The organism is Veillonella agrestimuris (assembly GCF_943193065.1).
Taxonomy (GTDB): domain Bacteria; phylum Bacillota; class Negativicutes; order Veillonellales; family Veillonellaceae; genus Veillonella; species Veillonella agrestimuris.
Window position 1 is genome coordinate 26,343 of the sequence record NZ_CALPCS010000005.1, and the last position, 26,051, is coordinate 52,393.

22 protein-coding genes are annotated in these 26,051 nt (G+C 40.7%); 5 read left to right on the forward strand and 17 right to left on the reverse strand.

All coding sequences use genetic code 11. The features are described from left to right. Positions 1-68: 68 nt before the first annotated feature. Positions 69-407: a hypothetical protein gene (locus NFR29_RS03425; RefSeq protein ID WP_251423274.1), complete on the forward strand. Its 339-nt coding sequence runs from the start codon at positions 69-71 to the stop codon at positions 405-407. A 70-nt stretch (positions 408-477) separates the two neighbouring features. On the opposite strand, the gene NFR29_RS03430 is transcribed toward NFR29_RS03425, so the two are convergent. From NFR29_RS03430 to ileS, 3 genes are all read right to left on the reverse strand, one after another. Beyond that, positions 478-750, reverse strand: a complete 273-nt coding sequence (locus NFR29_RS03430; protein ID WP_251423277.1) for a type II toxin-antitoxin system RelE/ParE family toxin — start codon at positions 748-750, stop codon at positions 478-480. 5 nt (positions 751-755) lie between these two features. Beyond that, positions 756-1,037: a type II toxin-antitoxin system RelB/DinJ family antitoxin gene (locus NFR29_RS03435; RefSeq protein WP_251423280.1), complete on the reverse strand. Its 282-nt coding sequence runs from the start codon at positions 1,035-1,037 to the stop codon at positions 756-758. 163 nt (positions 1,038-1,200) lie between these two features. Further along, a complete protein-coding gene (ileS, locus tag NFR29_RS03440) occupies positions 1,201-4,035 on the reverse strand; it encodes an isoleucine--tRNA ligase (RefSeq protein ID WP_251423283.1) in 2,835 nt (944 codons plus the stop codon). A gap of 873 nt (positions 4,036-4,908) precedes the next feature. On the opposite strand from ileS, the gene NFR29_RS03445 reads away from it, so the two are divergent. Together NFR29_RS03445 and NFR29_RS03450 are read left to right on the forward strand one after the other, a co-directional pair. After that, positions 4,909-5,229 (forward strand): hypothetical protein, encoded by a 321-nt coding sequence (locus NFR29_RS03445; RefSeq protein ID WP_251423286.1) that lies wholly within the window; start codon positions 4,909-4,911, stop codon positions 5,227-5,229. A gap of 234 nt (positions 5,230-5,463) precedes the next feature. Next, positions 5,464-5,793: a hypothetical protein gene (locus NFR29_RS03450; RefSeq protein WP_251423289.1), complete on the forward strand. Its 330-nt coding sequence runs from the start codon at positions 5,464-5,466 to the stop codon at positions 5,791-5,793. Positions 5,794-5,987: 194 nt separating this feature from the next. Here the strand turns inward: NFR29_RS03450 and trpA are convergent, their stop codons facing one another. The 6 genes from trpA to NFR29_RS03480 all read right to left on the reverse strand — a co-directional run bounded on the left by trpA (position 5,988) and on the right by NFR29_RS03480 (position 12,681). Beyond that, a complete protein-coding gene (gene trpA, locus NFR29_RS03455; protein ID WP_251423292.1) occupies positions 5,988-6,809 on the reverse strand; it encodes a tryptophan synthase subunit alpha in 822 nt (273 codons plus the stop codon). Then, entirely contained in the window at positions 6,802-7,995 is a 1,194-nt protein-coding gene (trpB, locus tag NFR29_RS03460) for a tryptophan synthase subunit beta (RefSeq protein WP_251423295.1), read from the reverse strand. The genes trpA and trpB overlap by 8 nt, the downstream gene beginning before the upstream one ends. A 2-nt stretch (positions 7,996-7,997) precedes the next feature. Further along, entirely contained in the window at positions 7,998-9,431 is a 1,434-nt protein-coding gene (trpCF, locus tag NFR29_RS03465) for a bifunctional indole-3-glycerol-phosphate synthase TrpC/phosphoribosylanthranilate isomerase TrpF (protein WP_251423522.1), read from the reverse strand. A 71-nt stretch (positions 9,432-9,502) separates the two neighbouring features. After that, positions 9,503-10,513, reverse strand: a complete 1,011-nt coding sequence (gene trpD / locus NFR29_RS03470; RefSeq protein WP_251423298.1) for an anthranilate phosphoribosyltransferase — start codon at positions 10,511-10,513, stop codon at positions 9,503-9,505. 132 nt (positions 10,514-10,645) lie between these two features. Continuing rightward, the gene (locus tag NFR29_RS03475; RefSeq protein ID WP_251423301.1) at positions 10,646-11,212 is read right to left on the reverse strand and encodes an anthranilate synthase component II; all 567 of its coding nucleotides are present in this window, start codon (positions 11,210-11,212) and stop codon (positions 10,646-10,648) included. Next, on the reverse strand, positions 11,212-12,681 hold the full coding sequence (locus NFR29_RS03480; RefSeq protein WP_251423304.1) for an anthranilate synthase component I family protein: 1,470 nt from the start codon (positions 12,679-12,681) through the stop codon (positions 11,212-11,214). The genes NFR29_RS03475 and NFR29_RS03480 overlap by 1 nt, the downstream gene beginning before the upstream one ends. Before the next feature lie 582 nt (positions 12,682-13,263). Between NFR29_RS03480 and NFR29_RS03485 the strand changes: the two genes are divergently transcribed. After that, positions 13,264-14,442, forward strand: a complete 1,179-nt coding sequence (locus NFR29_RS03485; protein ID WP_251423307.1) for an MFS transporter — start codon at positions 13,264-13,266, stop codon at positions 14,440-14,442. A gap of 98 nt (positions 14,443-14,540) precedes the next feature. Here the strand turns inward: NFR29_RS03485 and NFR29_RS03490 are convergent, their stop codons facing one another. From NFR29_RS03490 to NFR29_RS03525, 8 genes are all read right to left on the reverse strand, one after another. Beyond that, positions 14,541-15,479 (reverse strand): DMT family transporter, encoded by a 939-nt coding sequence (locus tag NFR29_RS03490; RefSeq protein WP_251423310.1) that lies wholly within the window; start codon positions 15,477-15,479, stop codon positions 14,541-14,543. Positions 15,480-15,488: 9 nt separating this feature from the next. Continuing rightward, the gene (locus NFR29_RS03495) at positions 15,489-15,962 is read right to left on the reverse strand and encodes a NanQ anomerase/TabA/YiaL family protein (protein WP_338146900.1); all 474 of its coding nucleotides are present in this window, start codon (positions 15,960-15,962) and stop codon (positions 15,489-15,491) included. Positions 15,963-16,219: 257 nt separating this feature from the next. Next, positions 16,220-18,289 carry an elongation factor G gene (fusA, locus tag NFR29_RS03500; RefSeq protein WP_251423316.1) on the reverse strand — a complete coding sequence of 690 codons (2,070 nt, stop codon included), beginning with the start codon at positions 18,287-18,289 and terminating at the stop codon, positions 16,220-16,222. Between the two features lie 215 nt (positions 18,290-18,504). Further along, positions 18,505-19,623: a [FeFe] hydrogenase H-cluster radical SAM maturase HydE gene (hydE, locus tag NFR29_RS03505; protein ID WP_251423319.1), complete on the reverse strand. Its 1,119-nt coding sequence runs from the start codon at positions 19,621-19,623 to the stop codon at positions 18,505-18,507. Positions 19,624-19,627: 4 nt separating this feature from the next. Then, positions 19,628-20,347 (reverse strand): YaaA family protein, encoded by a 720-nt coding sequence (locus tag NFR29_RS03510; RefSeq protein ID WP_251423322.1) that lies wholly within the window; start codon positions 20,345-20,347, stop codon positions 19,628-19,630. After that, positions 20,325-20,936, reverse strand: a complete 612-nt coding sequence (locus NFR29_RS03515) for a hypothetical protein (protein WP_251423324.1) — start codon at positions 20,934-20,936, stop codon at positions 20,325-20,327. The genes NFR29_RS03510 and NFR29_RS03515 overlap by 23 nt, the downstream gene beginning before the upstream one ends. A gap of 30 nt (positions 20,937-20,966) precedes the next feature. Continuing rightward, positions 20,967-22,226, reverse strand: a complete 1,260-nt coding sequence (locus NFR29_RS03520; RefSeq protein WP_251423327.1) for an Nramp family divalent metal transporter — start codon at positions 22,224-22,226, stop codon at positions 20,967-20,969. Positions 22,227-22,260: 34 nt separating this feature from the next. Continuing rightward, entirely contained in the window at positions 22,261-22,977 is a 717-nt protein-coding gene (locus NFR29_RS03525) for a hypothetical protein (protein WP_251423330.1), read from the reverse strand. Between the two features lie 387 nt (positions 22,978-23,364). Between NFR29_RS03525 and NFR29_RS03530 the strand changes: the two genes are divergently transcribed. Continuing rightward, entirely contained in the window at positions 23,365-25,575 is a 2,211-nt protein-coding gene (locus NFR29_RS03530; RefSeq protein WP_251423333.1) for a YadA-like family protein, read from the forward strand. Positions 25,576-26,051 lie beyond the last annotated feature (476 nt).

Sequence of the window (26,051 nt, forward strand, 5' to 3'; positions counted from 1 at the left end):
CTTAACCTCCCTCTCCCCCCTTATATACAACGACTATATAAAAGCAAATACTGAAAGGATGTATCACAATGAATTATAATACAAAAATGAAACATATTAAAATTACTATTGCGGCAGTAACACTTAGCTTAATCAGTGGAGCCCTTACTTTCACACATGCCCATATGGTTCAAGATACAATTCCTCATAAAAGCACAAGTATCGTTCTTAGCAATGTCAATTTCTTATACGATGATTTAGATTTAACTGCTAACATTGAATCTGCCAAAATCAGTCAATTAAAACCAGCTATAAAAAGCAGTCTCATCAGCAAAGGCGCAATGGAACAAACAGGTTCTATATCGAGTACAATGTTTGAATCTATGAGTAGTGGTTATACTGATGGATTGATTAATGTAAATAATTAAATAATATAAATAATAAAAAGAGACTGTAATAGAAAACGGTTTTACCGAATTCTATTACAGTCTCTTTATTTTAGAATAAATCAGAATGACTTCCTGTTCGAGTTACAGTTAATACTAAACGATCCGTATAAATAGCATAAATCAGTAACCAATCAGGTTCAATATGTAGTTCCCGTAGTCCTTTATAATTCCCTGTTAAAGGATGATCTTTCAATGAAGGTTCTAAAGGCTTTTGTTCTTGTAATTTCGTTATGATTGAGTATAGCTTAGTAAGGTCTTTTTTACGTTTGTGCAAGCGCTTTAGGTCCTTTTTAAATCTACTAGTAACCTCTAATCGTAACATGACAATTACTCCAATCCTAACTCGTCAACGAGCTCCTTTATTGTGGCATATGATTTTGTCTTACTTTTTCCAGATATTATATTTCTAGTCTCTTGGATAGCAGCTTCAGTTTCTTTATTATAACGCGGCTGTTTGGGTTGGAATGGAAATCCACCTTCCATTAGGGAAGTATGGAGAAAAATATTAATTGCATCTGTAACAGATATGCCAAAGCTAGCATATAATTCTTCTACACTTTTTTTAATTTCTGGATCAATACGCAAACTAATATTAGCTGTTTTAGCCATAATCCCACCTCCTTTTAATACAATTGTAACGCTTTTGCTTAACATTTGCAATACAATTAATTCATTCTCTTTCATTTAGTAAAAATAGCGATAGAGCTATCTACATGTAACTCTATCGCTATAAACTGTAATATGTTATTAGTTTTCTTCCTAAAAAATGTACTTATAACGTTTTCACTACGTCTGCACAACGGTGACATAATGTAGGATATTCGCTATCTTGTCCCACTGTATCGCGGTGAATCCAACAGCGCTCGCATTTTTCTAATTCAGACGCTGCCACTACAGTAGCTACGCCTGTTTCTTCGTCCACAACAGCATTTGCTGGCACTGCGCCATCTTCGATGTGCGCTTCAGACACAATGAGCAATTTAGCTAAGCTTTCTTCACCAAAACCTTGAAGCGCAGCTAATGCAGCACCAGATGCATATACGGTAACGGATGCATCTAATGGATGACCGATGATTTTGTCTTGACGCGCTGTTTCCAATGCTTTTTGAATAGCACTCCGCAATGCCAATAATTGATTCCATTTATCTGCCATATCTTGATTATATTGCTCTCCATGACCGGTTGGCCAATCAACGAGCATAACAGATTCTGGCATCCCCTCTTCTTTAGGCATGTATTTCCATACTTCTTCCGCTGTGAAAGACAACACTGGTGCTACCATAGCAACTAATGTTTTCAAGATTTCGTACATTGCTGTTTGAGCAGATTTACGGATAACCGCATCTTTGCTTTCAGCATACATAGTATCTTTCATAACATCTAAATAGATGGAGCTAAGATCTACAGTACAGAAATTATGAATAGCATGGTATAACATATGGAACTCGTAGTTTTCATACGCTTCTGTTACTTTAGCGCGCACTTCTTCAAGACGCAATAAAGCCCATTTATCAAATTCAGATAATTCACTATAAGCCACTTTATCCGTATTTGGGTTGAAGTCATCTAAATTACCGAGCAAGAAACGCAATGTATTACGGATTTTACGATATACTTCGGACAATTGTTTCACAATGTCTTTAGATAAGCGTACGTCTGCTTGGTAATCTGCAGAAGATACCCACAAACGCATTACGTCAGCACCGTATACGTCGATAATATCACTAGGTGCCACTGTATTGCCCACAGATTTAGACATTTTGCGACCTTCCCCATCTACTACGAAACCGTGTGTCAACACGGAATTGTAAGGTGCTTTACCTGTTGTAGCAACGGCTGTTAATAAGGAAGAGTTAAACCAACCGCGATGTTGGTCAGACCCTTCAAGGTACATCGCACAAGGCACATCAAGATCGTTCACTTCTAATACGCCAGCCCAAGAAGAACCAGAATCGAACCATACGTCCATAATATCTGTTTCTTTTTTGAACTCCCCATGACCACAATGAGGACATGTGAAACCTTCTGGTAACAATTCTTTCGCAGAGTGAGCCCACCACGCGTCAGAGCCTTCTACGGCTACTTTTTCTTGTAATGCCTTAATTGTATCGTCATTGATGATGTGCTCGCCACAGCTTTCACAATAGTAAATAGGAATTGGCACACCCCAAATACGTTGACGGGAAATTACCCAATCACCACGATCGCGCACCATGTTGAAAATGCGATCATGCCCCCATTTAGGAATCCATTGCACTTGGTTATCAATTGCATCGAGAGCCTCTTGGCGGTAACCGTCTACAGAGGAGAACCACTGCTCAGTAGCGCGGTAAATAACAGGGTTTTTACAACGCCAGCAATGCGCATATTGGTGACGAAGGCTAGATTTGTGAAGCAATGCATTGTTGTGCGCCAAAATTTTAATAACTGGCACTTCCGCATCATGAATTTCTACACCAGCCAACGGGAATTCTGTATCACCATAACGATTATCATCTACTTGTTTCGTATAGTTCCCGGTTTCGTTTACCAAAGAAATAATTGGCAGATCAGTTTTGCCCTCTTTGTTATAACGCATTACGATGTTAAAGTCGTCTTCACCATGTGCCGGTGCTGTATGTACACAGCCTGTACCAGCATCTAATGTTACGTGATCCCCACAGAGAACAGTAGATGTACGTTCTACGAAAGGATGTTTAAACTCAGCTAATTCTAGCCCAGCACCAGAGAAGCGATTTACAATTTCGTATTCTTCGATGCCGATATCTTTCATCGCCGCTTCAACAAGTTCTGTAGCCATCAAGTAATATTCATCGCCTACGCGCACCCAACCGTATTCCAATTCAGGATTTACGGAAATAGCTACGTTAGCAGGCATTGTCCAAGGTGTTGTAGTCCAAATAACAGCATATGCCTGTTCCGGGGATACACCTGCTGGCAATGTCACATTCGGTTCAGATACATAAGGGAATTTAACATAAATGGAGAAGGATTTTTTCTCTGCATATTCGATTTCTGCTTCCGCTAATGCTGTTTCACAATGTGTACACCAGTATACCGTTTTAAGGCCTTTGTAGATATGACCGCGTTTGGCCATTTCACCAAAAATGCCTAATTGTTTCACTTCAAATTCAGGGCGCAATGTCAAATACGGACGGTCCCATTCACCGAGCACACCAAAACGGATGAAGTCTTTCTTCTGATCTTCTACGCAAGCCAAGGCGTATTCTTTACATTGATTGCGCAAATCGAGAGGCGCCATTTCATGACGATTTAACCCAGTATTTTTAATAACTGCGTGCTCGATTGGCAAACCATGCGTATCCCAACCAGGAATGTAACGTGTATAGTGACCAGTCATGGTTTTATATTTCATGATAATGTCCTTCAATGTTTTATTGAGGGCATGACCGATGTGTAGTTTACCATTTGCATATGGAGGGCCATCATGCAAAATAAATGGCTTTGCATCTTTGCGAAGTGCTAATCGCTTATTGTAAATATCATTGTCTTCCCAGAATTGTAAAATTTCTGGTTCCCGCTTCGGCAAATTGCCGCGCATAGGGAATTCCGTTTCAGGCAAGTGTAATGTTTTACCGTAATCCATGATGTTCTCCTTTATACAAAAAAATCGCCCGTCCCCGAAGGGACGGACGTTATATCCGTGGTACCACCCTACTGACCTTCACATCTGACTATGAAAGCACACCCAGAATTTACACAACAAATCCTAGTCCTATGCCCTCCACTGTGAAAGCCACTTTTACATATAACGGTGTTCACCGGCAGTTTCCTGCTTGCTCCAAAGTGATCCGCCTATTTCCAAGTTTCCAAACCTTGCAGCCTATGAGTTTGGTCTCTGCTAAACTCTCCTGAAATACGCCGTCTTTTTCAACGCAATAATATTTATATACTAGATAATATTATAGAGTCCTTGCAGATTACTGTCAAATACATTCAAAATTATTTATAAAAGTACAGTATTGATGAATATACATGATATAATAAAGTTACCTCTTGAGAAAGGAGGTGAAATATGGATAGTGGGTTTGTCACCCTTATTTGGCTTCCTTTTCTAGCCCCTTTGTTAGTTAGCATAATAACCGCTCTTATTGTGCACTATATTAACAAGAAATAGAAAAGAAAATAGGACGGTTGCCCCCGTCCTATTTTTTTACCTCTTTAAAGGTGAATCTGGATAATATTTTATAACCCTTATTCGTTATACCGCTCGTATAACTTACTTATAGTATACCTGCTTCTGCTTCTATCGTCAAATATCTATCGTTTGTAAACCAAATAAGATCCTCAACAACAATTCTTTCCTGTCTAACAGATTTAATAATTTTATTCTTCCTCATCTTATCTTCACTATATTGCATTACATTATACTCATATCCAAGGTACTAAATATTAATATGTACCTTGTTAATATAAATAGTTTTACAAATATATATTAGTAAACCAAAAGGAGATCATTATGAATACGTTAAAAAAAACCTTAGTATTATCTGCATTCACTCTTGTAGCAGCTACTGGTATTACATCTGCTAATGCGGCCGAAGTACAGCACATCCAACCAACTCCAGCTATTATGACAGAGCATAAAAATGATGCAGTAGCACCTCAGAAAGATACACACAAAACAGATTTTAAAAAAGCAGATAAAAAAGAGCACAAAGAGTACAAAGAAAAAAAAGAGAAAAAAGAGAAAAAAGAAAATAAGCTCAAATTAGAAAATAAAAAACAAAAAAACAGTACAAAACATTCTAATAAAAAAGACAAAAAAGATAAAAAATAACAATCAAACTGAATCCCCAGTATAAAGATTCCTTACATACACATAAAATCAATCTAATAATACAAACTTCACACACATTTCCATATAAACACACAACAAAAAGAAAAGATGCAACTTAAATAATCAAATATTCGAGTTGCATCTTTTCATTTTATACTCATATTACTCTTTTATTATGATTTTATAAAATTTAATATTGCAATTTACATTTTATTAAATATAGGAGTTACACAAATGAAATCAAAAACAAGCAAAAGCATTATCATGCTCTGTTTTGGTGCATTTATTGCCTCTAGCGTTATAGCTCCAGCTGCGGCAGCAACTATAGGTCCATCCTATAGCAGCTCTTCACGCTATCACAAAAAATCAGATAGCGATTATCAAAAGCGTATTGAAAAAGAACGTAAAGAGCGAGAAAAACGCTACGAAGAAGATCGTAAAAAACGCGAAGAAGAGAGAAAAGAACGCGAAAAAAATCGTAAAAAGTACTTTTGGGATAGATATGATTCCAAAAATAGAGCAGAGCGTTCTCGTGCACATATGGGTGCCGACCCTAGCCACTAAACGCAATGTATCTTCTTTACACACATTTTACCTACCCATGTTAACTGTTTCATACAGTAACATTCACAACACACTATACACAAAACATAAAAAAGCCCAGTACAGTAGACATCTCATTTACTGTACTGGGCTTTTTATATAATACTACACCATTACTACCATATATTGAAAATATACATTGTAGCAGTGTCTAGCTACGCTTCTGCTACAGCAGCTTTCATAGTCTTTACGTACTCAAATAACGCCTTATCTGCTTGTTCCCCATGTTCTGCAACGAGTTTCACGATAGCGGATCCTACAATGGCTCCATCTGATAGATTAGCCATGGCTCGTGCTTGGTCTGGCGTAGAAATGCCAAAGCCTACGGCTACAGGGATATCTGTATATTTGCGGATCGTTTCCACAATGGATTTAATATCTGTTTTAATTTCACTACGCACACCCGTTACACCAAGAGAAGACACGCAATATATAAAACCTTCCGCTTCTTTCGCAATCATTTCGATGCGGTGCTCAGAAGTAGGCGCTATAAGAGATACTACCTCAACCCCATGTTTATTAGCATAGGATTGTAGTTCTCCTTTTTCTTCAAAGGGCATGTCTGGCACAATAACACCGGAGATATTAACTTCTTCACAACGGGCAAAGAATTTGTCTCGACCGTACACAAAGATAGGATTCAAGTACGTCATGAACACTAACGGAATGGTCACTGGTTCTTCACTAACAAAAGCCCCCTCATTACTAGCATGACCTCCCCTTGTGCGTAACCGTTGCACCATATCGAATATATCATCTATGGTTACGCCCGTGTCCAATGCACGATTACTAGCCTCTTGAATGACAGGACCTTCTGCTGTAGGGTCGGAGAAAGGAATGCCGATTTCAATCATATCAGCGCCGGCTTTCACCATGGTTCGAATGTATCGTTCTGTTGTGGCAATGCCTTGATCGCCAGCGGTGATGAAGGGAATAAAAGCTTTTCCATTGCTGAAAGCATCTTGTATCTTACTCATGAATATCCACCCCTCTGTATTTCGCCATAGCCGCCACGTCTTTGTCGCCACGGCCAGATAAACAAATGATAATGCTGTCGTCCTTACTCATAGTAGGGGCGATTTTTCGTGCATGCGCAATGGCATGCGCACTTTCAATGGCTGGAATGATGCCTTCTAAACGAGATAAGTATTCGAAAGCATCCACTGCTTCATCATCGGTAATCGGTACGTATTGGGCGCGACCACTATCGTGCAAATACGCATGTTCTGGGCCGATACCAGGATAATCGAGACCTGCAGAAATGGAGTAAACTGGCGCAATTTGACCATCTTCATTTTGGCAGAAATAAGATTTCATACCATGAAAAATACCTACTGACCCTTTTGCTATGGTAGCAGCATGTTCTTCCGTATCAATGCCACGACCGGCTGCTTCACAACCGATGAGTTGTACCTCTTCATCAGGAATAAAATGATAAAACATGCCCATCGCATTAGAACCGCCCCCTACACAAGCTAATACGGCTGCTGGCAATTTACCTTCTGCAACGAGGATTTGTTCCCGCGCTTCACGGCTAATGATGGATTGGAAATCGCGCACAATCATAGGGAACGGATGGGCCCCCATAACGGATCCTAGTACATAATGGGTGTCATCCATACGATTTGTCCATTCACGCATGGCTTCCGATACGGCGTCTTTCAACGTGCTTGTGCCGCTCGTTACAGCGTGTACAGTAGCGCCGAGCAATTGCATGCGATATACATTGAGTGCTTGTCGTTCGCAGTCCTCGGCACCCATGAATACTTCGCAATCCATGCCCATCAAAGCCGCCACTGTTGCGGTGGCCACACCATGTTGACCAGCCCCTGTTTCAGCAATGACCCGAGTTTTGCCCATGCGCTTAGCTAACAACATTTGACCTAGTACATTGTTCAATTTATGAGACCCAGTGTGGTTCAAGTCTTCTCGTTTTAAATAGATCTTCGCGCCTCCTAAATCGTTTGTCATACGCTCTGCAAAATACAACAACGATGGACGGCCTGTATATGTGTGATGTAAATCTTCCAATTCACGAATAAATTCAGGATCATCTTTATATCGATTATAGGCTTCCTCTAATTCGATGACAGCATTCATCAATGTTTCTGGCATAAATTGGCCACCAAACTCACCAAAATAGCCGTGTCGTTGTTCACTCATAGTCAACCTCTCCTCACTACGTCTGTTAATTCTGTGAAAGCCTGCATCTTCTCAGGGTCTTTCTTACCATCTGTTTCTATACCACTACTAATGTCCACACCAAAAGGCCGCACTGCCCGAATGGCACGTGCTACATTAGTACGATCTATACCGCCAGCCAATATGAAGGGCCGATCAAAGTTATCCAAGCTAGACCAATCGAAGATCTCTCCTGTACCACCGCGTTCATCTTTGTGGTATGCATCAAATAACAACATATCTGCAGCGCTATCGATCCAAGCCGCTGCATCGTCTGCGGTGCGCACTTGAACGGCTTTCCACACCTCTACATCGGTTTGTTCTTTCAAATCTTGAATGAACGCTTCCTGCTCATCACCATGAAGTTGTACCACATCTAGCCCTACTTCATCTACAATAGAAAGGATATCTTCTAACCGTTCATTAACGAAGACGCCAACAACTTGAATCGGACGATTCGTTCCTGCCTTCTCTTCTTCTACTCGCAAAGCCTGCACCAAAACACATGCTTGTTCTACCGATACTTGTCGTTTGCTGGGCGCAAAGACAAGCCCCATGTAGTCTGGCTCATTTGCTACGATGGCAGGGATTGTTTCCACTTGGGAAATGCCACACATTTTAACAGCTGGCTTGTAGTGGATCGGTCCGTAGAGATACGCCAATTTTTCCACTTTATTAGGCGCCCGCATGAAGCTTTCACCCATGAGGGCCACGCCAATGTTGTTGTCCCTCAACAGTTGGATATGTTCCGGCGTTTCAAGACCGCTTTCAGAAACGAAAATAACATCATCATCGACCAATTTTCGAAGGCGAATACTGTTCTGAATGTCGACGGTAAAATCCTTCAAATTCCGATTATTGACGCCAATAATGCGAGCGCCACAATCAATGGCCATTTGTACTTCCTCTTCATCGTGAGCCTCTACTAAAGAAGATAAACCAAGGGAATCTGCTAATTCGCGAAATCTTGTCAACGTAGGCACATCGAGGCAAGCACAAATCAATAGAATCGCCGATGCGCCCCATACCTTGGCTTGATAGATTTGGTACTCATCGATAATGAAGTCCTTCCGCAACACAGGAATCTTCACGGTTTGAGCGATTTCCTCTAAATAGCGTTTGTGCCCTTTGAAAAACTCTGGTTCAGTTAACACTGAAATAGCCGCTGCACCTGCGGTTTCATACTCTTTAGCGATGTGTAAATAAGGAAAATCTTCTGCAATAATCCCTTTGGAAGGCGATGCTTTTTTAACTTCACAAATAAAATTAAAATCTTGTTGTCTCAAAGCCTCCTCAAAAGGAAAAGTTGTATCTACATCCATAGCTAGTGCCAACGCTTGTACATCCGCTAAGGACTGTTCTTTTTTCTCCGCTTCTACACGTTGTTTGGTAGATTCAATAATTTTATCTAATATCATCATTACAATTCCTATATTCGTATATAAAAGCCTATATAGAGAATATCCCCGCTATATAAACCTGGCCATACTTATACGTTTTGCGTAGTACGCACAAAACGTTCCAATACTTCCAAGGCTTTACCAGAGTCAATCATATCTTTAGCTATAGCAATGCCTTCTTGAATAGAAATACCGTCTTTCGCTAAGTAAATAGCCATCCCTGCATTGAGGAGGATTGCCGTCCGTTTACCGCCTTCTTCGCCATTTAATACACGGCGCGTAATCTCTGCATTGAGCACAGCATCTCCGCCTTCTAATTCTTCTTTTCTGGCGTAATCAAAACCGTAGTCTTTCGGATCAAACTCATAGGATGTAAATTGACCGTTATTAATTTCACAGACATACGTTTTATTGGTGGCTGTAATTTCATCGAGACCATCAAATCCGTGAACAACCGCACCTCGTTTCACACCTAAATTAGATAATACGCGAGCCAACGGTTCTACCAATGCTTTATCGTAGACGCCCATCAATTCCACAGTAGCACCAGCAGGATTAGCTAAAGGTCCCAAAATATTAAATACAGTACGGATCCCTAACGCTTTGCGCACAGGGGCAGCATATTTCATCGCTTGATGATATACAGGCGCAAACATAAAGCACATGTTTGCATTATTGAGCACGTTGTGATTTTGTGCCCCGTCTAATTCCAATTTCGCACCTAATGCTTCCATTAAATCAGCGGCACCACATTTGCTAGATACGCTACGATTGCCATGCTTCGCTACAGGTACACCAGCTGCAGCTACGACAAAGCCAGAGGTAGTAGAAATATTGAATGTATTGGCTTCATCGCCACCAGTACCAACGATTTCAACAACAGGCTTATCATGCGGTACAGAACCTGCTTTCTCACGCATTACCGTAGCAAAGGCTGTAATCTCCTCTACTGTAGGCCCTTTTGTGGCTAAGGCACATAAAAATCCAGCCATAGGAACCGCATCAACTTCACCAGACATAATTTGATTCATCGTCGATTTAGCTAAGTCATAAGACAAATCTTGATGATGCGTAATTCTATATAATGCTTCTTCAATCATACAAGCACCTCTCTCTTCACAGTATATCGTAATGAATCCTATTTATAGGAAGCCCTATATTTGGAAAAATTATTAATTCTATCGATCTCTACGTAAGTACTATCTATCTCCATATTTAACTTACAATGATCATTACAGAGATAAGAAATTGCGAATCATTTGTTCTCCCTCAGGAGTCATAATGGATTCCGGATGGAACTGTACTCCATAAATAGGATAGTCCTTATGTTCCACACTCATTACTTCTCCGTCATCGGTTACAGACGTAACGATAAGGTCTTCTGGAATCGTATCGTCCACAATAGCTAGGGAGTGATAACGAGCTACGAGAAATTCTTCGGGAATATGAGCGAGAATCTTGGACGGTGTTACTTGTTTAGCTACGCTTTGTTTACCGTGCATAACTTGTTTCGCATATGACACAGTGCCACCAAAGACTTCACCAATAGCTTGATGCCCAAGGCATACGCCTAATATAGGAAATTCGCCTTTACATTCTCGTAACAAGTCTTCATAAACCCCTGCATCTGCTGGGCGACCAGGACCAGGAGACAAAATAACATAATCCGGTTTTAATGCTCTAATCTCATCAACCGTCAATTCATCACTGCGGATGACTTTGATGTCAGGATTAATAGATCCTACTAATTGATACAAATTAAAAGAAAAGCTATCATAATTATCTATAAGGAGTACCATTATTCTACCTCCTGCGCTTTCGTAATAGCCGTCATCATAGACTGTGCTTTATAAGTCGTTTCATTGTATTCATTTTCTGGTACGCTATCTCGAACAATACCACCACCAGAACGTACAAAAACGCGACCTTCTTTATGCATGGCCATGCGAATGCCAATACACACATCCATATTGCCAGCAAAGTCAATGTACCCTACTGCACCACCATAGACGCCACGAGGGCTTTTTTCTAACTCATGGAGTATTTCTAAGGCTCTAATTTTAGGCGCTCCTGACAAAGTACCTGCGGGCAATGTAGCACCAATAGCATCTAGTGCATCATAGCCGTCTTGAATATCTCCTGTTACAGTACTCGTAATATGGATAACGTGAGAAAAGCGTTGTAACTGATGAAGTGCCTCCACCTTAACACTGCCAAATTTAGAGATCTTGCCTAAATCATTACGCCCCAAATCAACAAGCATATTATGTTCGGCCAATTCTTTTTCATCGTTAATGAGCTTTTGTTCAATAGCCAGGTCTTCCATTTCCGTTTTGCCTCGCGGCATAGTACCAGCAATAGGGAATGTATATAATTTACCATCTGTCAGCTTCACCAACGTTTCAGGGGAAGCGCCTGTCAGCTCTACGTCACCACCCGATAAATAGAACATATATGGCGACGGATTAATCGTGCGCAGCACGCGATAAGCATTGAGCAAACTACCTTCAAATTGCGCTTCTCTCCGATTAGATAGAACGGCTTGGAAAATATCCCCTTCTTTGATGTAATGCTGTACGGTCCGCACGGTGTCTTCAAATTCGTCTTTTGTAAATTCACCAGTAAATTCAGATTTCAGTACGCCTTTAGGAATATCTGCCTCTTGTCCATGCACGACTAAATCGGCAAGAGCTTTCAGTTCTAGTTCTGCTTTATAGTAATTGCGTTCTATATCATCAGTAGAAATATTGGCAATTAGGTAGATTTTATTTTTATAATGATCAAAGGCAATGACTTTATCGAACAACATTAAGTCCACATCATTTACCATTGCGGGATCATCATCTGGTATAGGAAAATCAAGAGTCGGTTCAATATAGCGAATATATTCACACCCGAAATACCCTACAAAACCACCAGTAAAAGTTGGTAATTCTTCTAAGCGAGGACTTTTATATTGCCCTAAGATCGCTCGAATTTCTGCTGCTGGGTCATCACAAGGAAATGTACGGGTTACACTATCTTTGATAGTCATAACGTGATTCTTGCAGAAAATCTCTAATTTCGGATCGTATCCAAGGAATGAATAGCGCCCCCAGTGGTTGCTGTTATCCGCACTTTCTAACAAATAGGTGTGACTCGATACTTGTTTTAGTGCCTTTAACACACTGATAGGAGTACGTATATCAGATAGAATCTCCATATATACAGGAACAATATCATAGCCTTGGGCTATAGATTTTACACGGTCTATACTCGGTTGAATCATAAGAACCTCCATCTGGCCTTAGCCAACAAAAAAACTCGCCCATGACAATATAACGTCAAGGACGAGTTTATAGTTCTATATATAGGGTCAACATGACATCATCAAATGACCATTCCGCCATGTTCCCATTGCGACCTATAAATCGCGGTACCACCTTGTTTGAATGCACTGCATTCCCCTTTGCAGGATACTAACATATCCCTCACGATTAACGCTCATGTAACGTCGCACCATACTAAGAATGTTCATTGTGAAAGCCATTCCGTTCCCTGCGCCCTCGGTGGTCCATTTAATAAGCTGCGTACTACGGGTTCTCAGCTAGTCCCGCTCTCTGTGAGTGCATATCCTATTTTTATCTCCACCTCATCGGTTTAAATAGGCGAGTATTAAATTATGGTTTAATTATACGAGTTCTATAGAATGAAAGTCAAGAATAGATATTTTTCTTTTTTTGAGAATTCAAGATATACTATATAGAGAAAGACATCCTTTACTATATAAAATATGTTCGTTACAAATGAGCCATACCCATATACTAATCATATAAATATGGCAATCATATATCAAAGAAAAGGCATGCTTATGGAAACTTGGAAACAAACAGTATATATCTGCTTAGTCTGTGTATTTTTTACATCATTCGGGGTCAGCCAATTAGCACCGGTCCTCCCCCTTTATTTTCACGAATTAGGGGTATACACGCCAGAATCGCTATCTCTCTGGTCTGGTCTCGCAACGGGTATTACCTTCCTCATTGTAGGCCTAGTAGCACCCTTTTGGGGACGATTAGCAGATAAAAAGGGGCGAAAAATTACATTAATCCGTTCTAGCTTTGGAATGGCATTATGCAATATATTGATTGCCTTTCAATGGACACCGGAAGGGGTCGTTCTCATGCGTTTATTACAAGGGTTTGTAAGCGGCTTTTACACGGCCAGCATTACTCTTATCGCATCGGAAGCACCGCTCAACAAAACAGGCTGGGCTCTAGGGTTATTGGCGTCAGCAAACTTAGCGGGCTCCCTCATTGGGCCTAGCCTCGGTGGCTATATCGCAGATACAGTAGGCATCCGCAATAGCTTTATCATCGTCGGTGTTCTCATGGCGTTAGCAGGCTTATTAGCAACTCGATTTATTCACGAAAACTACGTACCCAAAACAAATCCTGAAATGTTGAGCCCATCGAAACTGAAAGCTCGTATTCCTGATGTTTCAGGACTCCTTTCTCTTTACGTAGCATCCTTTATTTACGCACTCTGCATTATGTCTTTGCAACCCGTCATCGCCGTGTATATTAGAGGCATTGTACCGTCAAATACGGAAAATCTAGCCTTCATTGCTGGCGCCGTATTTTCTGCTATGGGTATTGCTCAACTACTCAGCAGTTCTCCTTTAGGACGCTTAGTGGATCGCATTGGGCCCCGTAAAGTCCTTGTGGCCTCCCTCATCTATGTAGGGCTACTCAACATTCCACAAGCCTATGTAGACACAGTATACGAACTAGCGGTCATTCGCTTTTTTCAAGGCTTCGGCTTAGGCGGTATGTTACCGGCTCTAAATACGTATCTATCGTCGAAAACACCACGGGAACTGACAGGACAAGTCTTCGCCTATAACCAATCATGTTTATTCTTCGGTTACTTCCTCGGCGCTGTAGGCGGTGCTAGTCTCATGGCTTGGCTCGGCTTTACCACTTTATTCTGGGTAAGTGGTGCTTTATTTATTACTGCAGCCCTGTGGATCTGGTGGCGCCTAACATAATTGAACGTTTTATACTAATCCCCTCTCTAACGAACTGAATAGAAAGCAAAACAAGCACTATCATCATGGATTTGCTCCATTCGTGATAGTGCTTATTTTTAATTATCTTTAGTTGCTAAATGCCCCTTGATTTCCGCTTTCAAGGAACGCTGTCTTTCAAAAGCGATAATAAGAACGGTAAGGATGATAAGGCTCATCCCGATGAGACCAGTAGTGGTAAATTCATTACCTAGTAGAACCCAACTAAGTAACGCCGCTGATATGGGTTCTACGGAGGATAAAATGGAGCCCGTTACAGGGCCAACCCGTTTCACCCCTTCTAAGTAAGCCGTAAAGGACACGATGGTTCCCAAAAAGAGAACATTAAAGAGGCCTATGCCAGTCCAAATATCCCAGTCCGCATACGAGTGGGGTTGATGGAATACTACACCTACAATTATACCGCTAATGAGCATCCCAAATCCGACAACAGGAATGGTGCCATAAGTAGATAATAATCGTACCGGCGATACACTATAAATGGCTACCCCTAGGGCAGATAAAAGCCCCCAGAACAATACATCTAAGTGGATACTTTCAAAGGAAAGGCCTTCTTGTAACATTAACAATATGGTTCCCACTAGCGCAAGAATGATGGATATAATCTCTCCCCCTGTAGGCCGTTTGCCATAGCGCAATAGCAAATACACAATAATCATGGACGGCGCCAAATATTGCAGTACCGTAGCGATACCAGCGCCAGCGATAACGATGGAGCGAAAATACGTATATTGGCACATAGCCATACCGAAAAGGCCAAAAATGACGAGCCAACAAAAATCTCGTGTATTACGGAGCACATCAAATACGGCACTCCCTTGTCGAATCCAGCCATATACAACCATTAACAAGCCCGCTCCAATGAGGCGTACCGTAATGAGCCATTCCAGATTCATATGCCGATAATTGCCAAGAAACTGCACAGACGTGCCAGACAAACCCCACAATATAGCCCCTAATAAGGTAAGACCGATACCAATCCATTGATAACGACTCATGCTACACTCCTACTCATCTAATAACGACACATGCACCTTTACTACCACCTTACGAATCGCCATAGGCTCTTTCACGGCTAATAAGGGACGGTGAATATCGGACGGGAAAAATACAGTATAATACCCTTCTGGACAATGAATTAGCCCTTCGTCTTTCGCTTCATTAGGATAGAAATAGGCATCTCGTTCCGGATATGATTCCACTGGCTTTATAAGGTCCCGATCAACAAAGAACCCCATATTCTCCTCGCCACGCACCATAAATTGAATGTCAATATACTCCTTGTGCGACTCCGGCTTCGTTGCAGCAAACTCCTTCGTCTCCACATCATCTACATTAGCGTACATCAAGGTGCCTTCAATTTCGTGACGCCCCCCTGAAAGCTTCGTTAAATCCGTATGTTTTAAAAAGTCTAAGGCCCGAATGATAGCCTTCGGATAGCCCATTTTAGTGTAATCTGCGTGTATGGAAGAGAAAAACATGGTTAGTCCTTTCTTATCATCACCAAACATCATAAATATTTATATTTATTATAACTCTAATACACATAGTAATAAAGGTATCAATACCAATAGAAAGGACAAACAAACCCTCCGTACGCTACATATACGGAGGGCTCGCAAAATACTATTCAGTTTTATGACATGATGTCGATGTGTTACATGTAACTATATTCATATAGTTGTACATGTGCTTGTAATACTTTCTTAACGTGGACTGATTTGTAGTGCTTTCTACATTACTCACTTTGTTTCTTATAATTGGCGATGATAGCATCCGCTTCTTTATGAGGAACTTCTTCATAGCTGTAGAATTGACGGTTAAATACGCCTTGTCCTTGTGTTATAGAACGTAAACTTGTCACATAGTCTGACATTTCTGCCAACGGCACTTGTGCTTTTACAACGGAAATACCTGGCAGTTCACTTTGTTCCATGCCTAATACGCGACCTCTTCGGCTATTTAGATCACCCATGATATCACCCATGCAAGCGTCAGGAGCAAATACATTGACCTCATAGATTGGTTCTAATAGAATTGGTTTCGCCTTTGGAATCACATCCTTGATGGCCTGTGACGTAGCGACTTTAAATGCTAACTCAGAGGAGTCTACTGAATGGTAGGATCCATCTAAGAGAGTCACTTGCACGCCAATCATTGGATAGCCAGCAATTAGGCCTTTTTCTAGGGTTTCTTTGGCACCCTTCTCCACTGCCGGAATATATTGCCGCGGTACAGCACCGCCAAAAATCTTGTCTACGAAAGCAAACTCTTCACCATCATATAATGGATCAACTTGGATTTTTACATGACCATATTGTCCGTGACCGCCACTTTGTTTTTTATATTTCGATTCTGTTTCTGCAGAACCCTTAATCGTTTCGCGATACGGAATATATAGGTCAACCAAGTTAGCTTGTACGCCATATTTGCGATCCATTTTGTTTAGAATATGTTCCAAATGAACTTCGCCCATACATTCTACTTGTAACTGGCGAGCTTCAGGATTTCTCACAACTACACAAGTTGGATCTTCTTCTGCGATTTTAGCGATAGCACTAGCTAGTTTTTCCTCCTCACCTTTTTTTACTGGTTCCATAGCCACAGTATACAACGGTTGAGGGAATCGAATAGGGTCATACTTCACCTTAAAATCAGCAGATGTTAATGTATCACCAGTTCGTGCATTAGGTAATTTCGGTATCACTACGATATCCCCTACTTTTGCGGAAGTGACTGGAATTTGTTGCTTCCCAATAAGGGTAACCATCTTACTCCATTTTTCTTCGCTATCCTGGTTTACATCAAATAGTCGGTCCCCTTCTGTTAATTCTCCTGAAAAAATGCGTACAAAGCTTTGTTTACCTGCAAAAGGGTCTAACAATGTTTTGAATACGAATGCGGTCAATGGTTTGTCTACATGAACAACACATGGTTCACCACTATCTACTAATGTGGCAGTCATTACCTTTTTAGTAGCATCTGGCATATACCGAATCATTCGATCCAATACTTGATCGAGCCCAATTCGAGCTGTGGCACTACCACACATAATTGGGCATACACGGCCGGTAAGCATCCCTTCCCGTAGACCTTGGCGAATTTCTTCTAATGAAAGTTCTTCGCCTTCTAAATATTTTTCCAACAATTCGTCGCTACCTTCAGCCGCGGCTTCTACGGCTAATTCCCGTATTTCTTGAGCCTTTTCCATAAGATGAGCTGGTACAGCGACCTCGGTTGGTTGGCCGTCCTTATATATAAACGCAGTCATTTTAGCTACGTCTATAACACCTTCAAAACTTTCACCATCACCAATAGGAATTTGCAATGGCATAATAGCCTTGCCAAATAGCTCGCGCATCCGTTCAATAGTACCGAAGAAATCGGCACCAGGAACGTCCATTTTATTGATGAAAGCCATGCGGGGCATTTGTAGTTCCACGGCATATTCCCAAGCTCGTATTGTATCCGTTTCCACACCAGATGTTGCAGATAATACCATCAACATACCATCACAAGCACGGAGCGCTGCGCGAACTTCGCCATGGAACTCGTTATAGCCAGGTGTATCAATGAAATTCACCTTGTGATCTTTCCATTCGCAAGGCGCCATCCCTAACTGAATGGTCACATTCCGTTTGATCTCCTCTGGCTCAAAATCCATAATATGCTTATTATCTTGACCTCGACCTACAAAATCGACGCCACCAGACGTTAATAGCAAAGATTCAACGAGTGCTGTTTTGCCTGCCCCATCATGAGACACTACAGCTACATTACGAATGTGGTTACTGCCATACTCTTTCATCGGAATCGCCTCCTTACAAGAAATTCATTCTCTTGTAATATAATTTCGCCATTAATCGGTAAAAGTCCTTTTTTAACCGAAAGTAAGATTATCGAACCGCATCACAGCAAAACAAAAAGCCTACAAACTTAAGTTGAACCTAAGTTTGTAGGCTTTATATGTATATTACTTTATCAAAGACGAGTTATTACCGATTCACATAAGATATGCAATCACTAAAATAATCCTGTCCGTTTTCCATAATGCTTAGAGTCGCCATTTTGTTTCCAGCCCACCGTATCACCTATAGACATAACGCGACGTGTTAAGCAGTCTTTACATTTGTCTGCATTATCGTCTACACATGGTTTGTTATCATACAGCAAGTATTTTGCTCTATGTTCCGGAATCGTAATGATAGGCATCAAAATATTCGCCCCTGCTTGAAGACCTTTTTCGCGACCTAATTTATCAAGCGCTTGCAAAGCCGTCGTAGCAGCGATGTTGACATCTTTTAAGAAAAGTCTCGTTAAAGCAATCATTTTAAGGCCTAATTGAATGCGTTTCAGTTTCCCCTCTTCTGTATCGATGCCCATGGCTAATGCTTCTTGTCCCAATGGTGTATCGTTGTGCACTACATAGGGCCCCATGCCAATCATATCGATGTCCATATCGCGGTAGAAAAGAATATCATTCACTAAGTCTTCTTCTGTTTGTCCTGGCAAACCAATCATGACACCAGTGCCCACTTGGAATCCGACACGACGCAACTTGCGCAAACATTCCACGCGTGTTTCAAAGGAATGCAATTCATCTTGAGGATGAATTTTTTTATACAGTTCAGGATTTGTCGTTTCAATGCGCAGCAAATAACGACTAGCGCCGGCTTCACGCATACGACGGTATGCTTCTTCCGTCTGTTCTCCTACGCACATGGTAATGCCTAGAGATCCATCACCAATCGCCTTAATGTCACGAATGAGTTCTACTACATAATCGACGAACGCATCATCATTGCGCTCCCCTGATTGCAAAGTGATAGAGCCATATTCGTGATCGTAAGCCCATTGCGCCATTTTAATAATGTCTTCCCGTTTCATATCGAAACGTTCTACTTTATCATTATCTCGGCGAATACCACAGTAATCACAATTTTTAATGCATCGGTTGGAAAACTCAATAAGTCCTCTATAATACGCAATCGGCTGTACGTAATGAGATTTCACTTCGTACGCTTTTTTATAAATTAACTGCAACTCTTCTTCATCCGTTACAGACATTAAATACCGCAACTCGTCAACGGTGAGCCATTCGTCACCAACGAGGTCTTTCTGTAAAATTTCTTGTACCGTCAAGCACTTATCCCTCCTTTTCATATCGTATAGTCATAGATTCGGCTGGTATAGCAAGATTATGATCTTGCCCTACACGATTAAATCCATTGATGGTAGCCGGTAAATCTGTTACTGTGGCTACCCGTTTTTCTAAGCAATAACGAGCCATTAGTCCTCGCGTCATTTTTGACGATGTACTCAGTTGTTTGTATACATCGCCACGACGCTCCCAAAACTCCACTGTCACCACCGCAGGGTGATCAATCATCTTAGCATATTCCTTAGACGCTAAATTCAAAATCCAATCTTCGTTCTGAAAATAGGCCTTCATCTCTTCATGCCACACTTCATATAAAGGGATTCCAATTTTATCCACCATATCAAGGCGATATTCGGCAATTTCCATATGAGGCTCTACAGCGCCATATAAGGCAGACATAATGACTAAATGATTTTCCCCATAAGCCTTGGTAGCATCGTCGAGGCTAGCCCAATCTAAATATTTAAAAGCTATACCATCATAACTTTCAACGGCAGCACCTACAGGAAGTTCCTCAAAATGTTGATACAACCCATAAAGCTGTGCCGCTTTGTCTTCTTTAATTTTTAAAATCTTTCCTAATGCAGCCGCATCAAGCGCTTTCACATGATTTACAATGGATTCTGTAATATGCGCGAACGGCTGTCCTTTCGTGGGAATGCCACTAATTTTCTTTGTTTTACTAGGAGAGAGTACGATTTTCATAAGATAAATCCGCCTTTATCGATTCTTCCGTAAGATGATCGATGAGATCCGGATTCCATACCATTAATGGAACAGCAACGACATGAGAGGCTTTCATTTCTTTGCACAAGCGAATACATTCCGACAAGTATGGTGATTCGTGGTCGTGAATATCACAGATAATCACAACGTAACGACCTTTCAAGTTGACCCCTTCGTAGTCGATGCTTTCACTCGACACAGTTAGTAAACCTGTTTCTAAGCGTCCTTCACTGAGATCATTCATACGAGACATACATATATGTTCCACCATCGTCGACACAGGCATCACCACAGGTCCTGTACCAACGAGCGCTTCGGGTTGAGCGTGAACGATGACGGTTTTCTTCCGTTTATCAGTTCTAAAACTCATGAGCGCTTTTTCAAGAGCACTGTAAAACACAAATAACTGCCACGGATCAAAGGAACCAGTCTGGAACATATCAATAATAGTGCCATCTTCCTCCACATTAAGGCGAGCCACTAGCTCTTCTGCAATATCAGATACTACATCGTTGTAGTCGGACTCGACTCCTGTCATGACACGATTAGTTTCTTTTTCTGTACCCATAAGTTCCTCCATTCATGCAGTCTATGCATCTTACCCTACATATAACAAATATATATTCATAGCTGTTACAGCTATACCAATGGTCCATAATAGTATGCCTGTAAATCGGCGATTTGCGTATTTCCCCATTACCTGTTTACTGCTCGTCATATACAATTGCAGAAAAATAGTGATCGGTAATTGCAAACTTAAAAACATTTGTGAAATTAGCAATGCTTGGAATGAATCTGTTACAAATAGAATCATAAGTAGCGCTGGAATATACGTTAACGCCAAGCCTAAACGACTATGAAAGTCTTTCATATCGTAGGCTTCTCCAAACATGCCGGCAAAAATACTTGCTCCAGCCATACCTGCTGTAGCCGACGAAGCGATACCTGCAAATAGCAAAGCAAGAGCAAAAATCGTACCTGCTGCAGGTCCAATTAAAGGTCTGAGCAGTTCTTCCGCTTGTTCTAATTCAGTAACAGCAATACCATTGCTAAAAAATACAGCTGCCGCTAAGAGAATCATAGCAGAATTAATCATCCAGCCAACACCCATGGAAAACAAAGTATCCAAGAATTCATACCGCAATTGCCGTTGCATTACAACTTCGTCAGCCGTATTGAATTTGCGACTTTGTATGATTTCAGAATGCAAAAATAAGTTATGAGGCATAATAACAGCCCCTAAAATACTAAGAATAACAAGCATTGATTCATTAGGTAAAGTCGGATTAATCCACCCAATACCAGCGGCTGCCCAATCTACATCAACCATGTACACTTCGATGAGATAGGCTACTGCAATGAGCGATACAAAACCAGCAATGATACGTTCCAACTTACGGTACGAATTCGTTACTAGCATGACAGCACATAAAATAGCTGTAAGTACACTGCCAATCACGAGGGGGATATTAAAGAGCATCTTCAATGCAATGGCAGCCCCAATAAACTCCGCCAAGGTCGTTGCTACGGCAGCAATGCCTGCCGTACTGAGAACGGTAGCGGATAACCAACGAGGCAAAAACTCATAGGCACACTCTGCCAAACATTGGCCTCGTACAATGCCTAAATGCGCCACATTGTGTTGCAACAAAATGAGCATAATCGTAGATAGCGTCACTACCCACAACAGTTCATAACCAAAACTAGCACCAGCGGCCAAATTAGCCGCCCAATTACCAGGGTCTACGAAACCTACTGTAACGAGAATCCCTGGCCCCATATATTTAAACACTTCACTGACGTGATATTTGCCATTTTGGTGAACCGTAAATAATTTATTCTTTATAAAATCAATCATCTTATCTCCCTACATACTGAGGAGACTAGCTCTATTATAAGGTGAAAGCTATTTCTGTACGCACGCGGCCATCTCTCCCAGATTTACTGCCTTCTGCTTTGCCATAACGGATACGCACATCGCCGTTCACTCTAACGCGGGAATCATCAATTTTGAAATTCTTCATTTTCTCTTTGATTTCTTCCTCTGTTAAAGCCTTCTCTTCGCCATTGTTAACACTGCTTTCAGCAGCATCTAAAGCCTCTTGTCGAGCCGCGCTAGGCTTCGCTTTCCCCTTTTGTTTTTGAGCCTCTCTCTCTTCTTGTTTACGTTGTTTTTCTAATTTTTCTTGTCTATCTTTAGCTACCCGATAATTCATAACATCGCGCATGTTTTCTTGATAAATACGAAGAGCGAACGCTCGATCATTGTCGTTCATTTGCTCTCGTTTATCTACCACCTCATCAATAAGAGGCATTAGTTCATCTTTCGTATAAACGGTCGTTCCATCAAAGACAAACCCTTTTGTATCTCGAATAGCACCATGTTTTATCAATGTTTGTAACGCTGTATATGTCCAATCATTAGGTGTAATCAAACTACTATCATGACGGCCTCCAAAAGAACCTACCTTCACATCAGCTATAGGCCCTGCCTCTACAGGAATAGCGCGAGGAATGTCTGATGCATAAGCCGACAAAATACCAACAGTGCCCGCCAATACAATACCACCTAATAAGGATTGCATTAATCTATATTGTAATCGTTTCATCATAACCTCCATATGTATCGTAACCTATGGTCTACTGTAAACCACAGTGATACGACTATAAAATAGATTTTATACAATCCATTTTATAATTTAGCCACTATGATGTCAACATTTAGGCATATAACAATTATGATTACATAACGTAATGCTTACCCTATATTTTACCATATTTTCTAAGCCTCAGAAAATAATGGCGTTATGAATCCCAGGTCATAAGGTGGATACATATAACCAACTATCATATATATTATATTTCAATCTCTATATCATTTTATATTTATACATAATATACTCATTATGTATATAGGTGATAATTTTATGCATTATAGTAATAGTTTTTATCTATACAATTGTATTCTACTTATTTCAGCCTAAAAGGATAAATGTATGTTGAAACAGAGACGTAGCAAGTATGTAAAATTATTAGTTTTATCCTGTTGTGTTGGTAGTTTAGGTTTCGCCACTACTTGTGTAGATGCTGCTGGTGTGGCAGGCTCTTATGTAGGTATTGGTAAAGCACCTGATGCGAACACCATCGCTTCCGCTGGCTCTGAGGCTAAGGTGGAATCAGACCAGCTATTTGATTACCGTCAGTTTTTAAATTCTAGCCAAACCCCATTCGTTAGAGTAGCCCAAAATAATAATCAAAACGGTGAAGGTGTTGATGGCAATGGAGGCAACGATGGAGCAGGAAAAGGTAATACGGCCATCGGTTTTGGTGCCTATTCTGCTCGCGGTTTTTCTACTGCCCTTGGTACCTACAGTCAATCTATTATGGACAGCACTGCCATAGGCGCTGGTACATATGCTAGCCAAAATAGTGCTGTAGTTGGTCGAAATGCATATGCTAGTACCTCTGCCGCAGCCATGGGCGATAGTGCTAAAGCAGCTAATGGTGTTGCCATCGGTTCTGGTGCTAGTGCTGGTGAATTCTACAAATATATCCAAAACGACGGCAATCAACATATGGACATTATTAATTATAGTGTAGCCATTGGTAATAACGCTACAGCCGTAGGTGGTACAGCTATCGGCGCCAAAGCAAGTACTAGAAGCATCCACTCAGTAGCTTTAGGGCAAGAGGCTAAAGTAGAAGCTGACGGTGGCACAGCATTAGGTGTTGGAGCTGTTGTAAAATATGCTAGCGGTATTGCCTTAGGTAATGGTTCTGTTGCGGATCGTGGCGCTGGCCGCCAAGGTTATGTACCATTTGCTGATAACAAAGCTACAACCCTTGCTACGAGTGACGCGGCATTGTCTGACCAAATCAGTGCTAGTGATGCAACCAAAAACTTTGAAACTACGTGGTCCAAACAAATCCAAGAATACCAAACACTTAACGACACTTATAAAACAGCATCTGACAACAAAGAAAAGCAACGCCAAATTATGTTAGCTACCAAAGGAAAAGATGATGCTGCATACACAGCCGCTAAAAATTTAAGAGACCAATATGACAAAGAAGCAGTAGCAGCGAGTACAGCCCAAAATAATTGGATAAAAGCAAATGCTAACTTTATGAAAGCTATGACTGCCTTCAACGATGAATTAGCTACTTTCAAAGCTACTGAAAGTGCCGTTAGCGTAGGTTCTCCTGCTTCAGCAGGTAAAGCACAAACGACTCGCCAAATCATCAATGTAGCGGCCGGTACAAATGATACAGATGCAGTCAATGTAGCACAATTGAGACGTGTTGTAAGTGAAACAACTAAATTAGCAGATGCTGTATCAACGCTAGGCACTGAATTGGGCAATAAAGCAGATGTTAACGCTGGCAACATTACACCTGATAACGTAAAAAGATGGAAAGACCTTCTCGGCATCGATGAAAATACAGTAGGCAATGTAAATGCTATTACGTTATCTGAAGGCGACAATGTAACCATTGAATCTACTTATAATGCTGACAAAACACAAGTAAATCACAAAATCTCTGTAAAAGATGACGCTATCAAGGCTGCTGTTAAACCAGAGCTAGATAGCAAAGCTAACAAAGACGCTTCTAATTTAAACACTTCTGATATCAATAACTGGAAAGATACATTAGGCGTTAATGATATTACCCAAGATGTATCTAAATTGAATGACAACGTTAAAGGCCTAGATAGTAAAGTAAGCGGTTTAGATACTCAAGTTGCAGGTCTAAACGATCGTGTAACAGGTTTAGATAACCGCATAGGTCAATTAGACCAAAAAATTGAAAAAACTGGTGCTCACGCTGCTGCATTAGCCGGTCTTCACCCATTAGAATTCAATCCAGATGATAAATTCTCTGCCGCTGCAGCTTTAGGCAGCTACAAAGGTGAAAGCGCTGTAGCTATCGGTGGCTTCTACCGTCCAAATGCAGACACTATGTTTAGCGTATCTAGTACATTAGATAGCGACCCTATGTTCAATGTAGGTGTATCATTGAAATTCGGCAAAAAAGACGATACGATTTACCGCAATACTATGATATCTGGCACTATGGCTAGCACTAATCTTTCCACACTAGAAGCTAATAACAAAGCATTAGAGGAAAAAGTAGCGAGTCAACAAGCTCAATTAGAAGAGCAACGCGCATTAATTGAACAATTGATGATGAAAGTAGGTATATAATACAAATTTATTCTGTATAACTTAACCGCATAAAAAGGGACTGTAACAGCATGCGATTATTGCGCATGTTAGTTACAGTCCCTTTTACTATTGCAAATATATTTTTCTCTTATTCTTCTTCGATGGAATAAATGTCGGAAGTTCTGTCCAAGAAACCACTTCACCAAATGATAACTTATTTAAAACAATAAAAAATATCAATGCTAATGGAAATGAATTTTGGTATGCCCGTGAATTACAAACTATTTTAGAATATAACGAATGAAGAAATTTCAACAAAGTTATCAAAAAGACTAAAATCGCTTGTGAATCTAGTAATTATAAAGTTTCTTCCGAATTTGTTAACGTCAACAAATTGGTAGATGTTAGGGCTACCTTACAACACGAAGTACAAGATATAGTATTATCTCGTTATGCTTACTATTTAATTGCCATGAATAATGATAATCAAAAAAGTCATAGCCTTAGCACAAACA

What these genes read in the sequence shown, in the direction of transcription:
- NFR29_RS03425 (WP_251423274.1), top strand. Translation starts at nt 69, where the DNA reads ATGAATTATAATACAAAAATGAAACATATTAAAATTACTATTGCGGCA.
- NFR29_RS03430 (WP_251423277.1), bottom strand. Translation starts at nt 750, where the DNA reads ATGTTACGATTAGAGGTTACTAGTAGATTTAAAAAGGACCTAAAGCGC.
- NFR29_RS03435 (WP_251423280.1), bottom strand. Translation starts at nt 1,037, where the DNA reads ATGGCTAAAACAGCTAATATTAGTTTGCGTATTGATCCAGAAATTAAA.
- ileS (WP_251423283.1), bottom strand. Translation starts at nt 4,035, where the DNA reads ATGGATTACGGTAAAACATTACACTTGCCTGAAACGGAATTCCCTATG.
- NFR29_RS03445 (WP_251423286.1), top strand. Translation starts at nt 4,909, where the DNA reads ATGAATACGTTAAAAAAAACCTTAGTATTATCTGCATTCACTCTTGTA.
- NFR29_RS03450 (WP_251423289.1), top strand. Translation starts at nt 5,464, where the DNA reads ATGAAATCAAAAACAAGCAAAAGCATTATCATGCTCTGTTTTGGTGCA.
- trpA (WP_251423292.1), bottom strand. Translation starts at nt 6,809, where the DNA reads ATGAGTAAGATACAAGATGCTTTCAGCAATGGAAAAGCTTTTATTCCC.
- trpB (WP_251423295.1), bottom strand. Translation starts at nt 7,995, where the DNA reads ATGAGTGAACAACGACACGGCTATTTTGGTGAGTTTGGTGGCCAATTT.
- trpCF (WP_251423522.1), bottom strand. Translation starts at nt 9,431, where the DNA reads ATGATATTAGATAAAATTATTGAATCTACCAAACAACGTGTAGAAGCG.
- trpD (WP_251423298.1), bottom strand. Translation starts at nt 10,513, where the DNA reads ATGATTGAAGAAGCATTATATAGAATTACGCATCATCAAGATTTGTCT.
- NFR29_RS03475 (WP_251423301.1), bottom strand. Translation starts at nt 11,212, where the DNA reads ATGGTACTCCTTATAGATAATTATGATAGCTTTTCTTTTAATTTGTAT.
- NFR29_RS03480 (WP_251423304.1), bottom strand. Translation starts at nt 12,681, where the DNA reads ATGATTCAACCGAGTATAGACCGTGTAAAATCTATAGCCCAAGGCTAT.
- NFR29_RS03485 (WP_251423307.1), top strand. Translation starts at nt 13,264, where the DNA reads ATGGAAACTTGGAAACAAACAGTATATATCTGCTTAGTCTGTGTATTT.
- NFR29_RS03490 (WP_251423310.1), bottom strand. Translation starts at nt 15,479, where the DNA reads ATGAGTCGTTATCAATGGATTGGTATCGGTCTTACCTTATTAGGGGCT.
- NFR29_RS03495 (WP_338146900.1), bottom strand. Translation starts at nt 15,962, where the DNA reads ATGTTTTTCTCTTCCATACACGCAGATTACACTAAAATGGGCTATCCG.
- fusA (WP_251423316.1), bottom strand. Translation starts at nt 18,289, where the DNA reads ATGAAAGAGTATGGCAGTAACCACATTCGTAATGTAGCTGTAGTGTCT.
- NFR29_RS03510 (WP_251423322.1), bottom strand. Translation starts at nt 20,347, where the DNA reads ATGAAAATCGTACTCTCTCCTAGTAAAACAAAGAAAATTAGTGGCATT.
- NFR29_RS03515 (WP_251423324.1), bottom strand. Translation starts at nt 20,936, where the DNA reads ATGGGTACAGAAAAAGAAACTAATCGTGTCATGACAGGAGTCGAGTCC.
- NFR29_RS03520 (WP_251423327.1), bottom strand. Translation starts at nt 22,226, where the DNA reads ATGATTGATTTTATAAAGAATAAATTATTTACGGTTCACCAAAATGGC.
- NFR29_RS03525 (WP_251423330.1), bottom strand. Translation starts at nt 22,977, where the DNA reads ATGAAACGATTACAATATAGATTAATGCAATCCTTATTAGGTGGTATT.
- NFR29_RS03530 (WP_251423333.1), top strand. Translation starts at nt 23,365, where the DNA reads ATGTTGAAACAGAGACGTAGCAAGTATGTAAAATTATTAGTTTTATCC.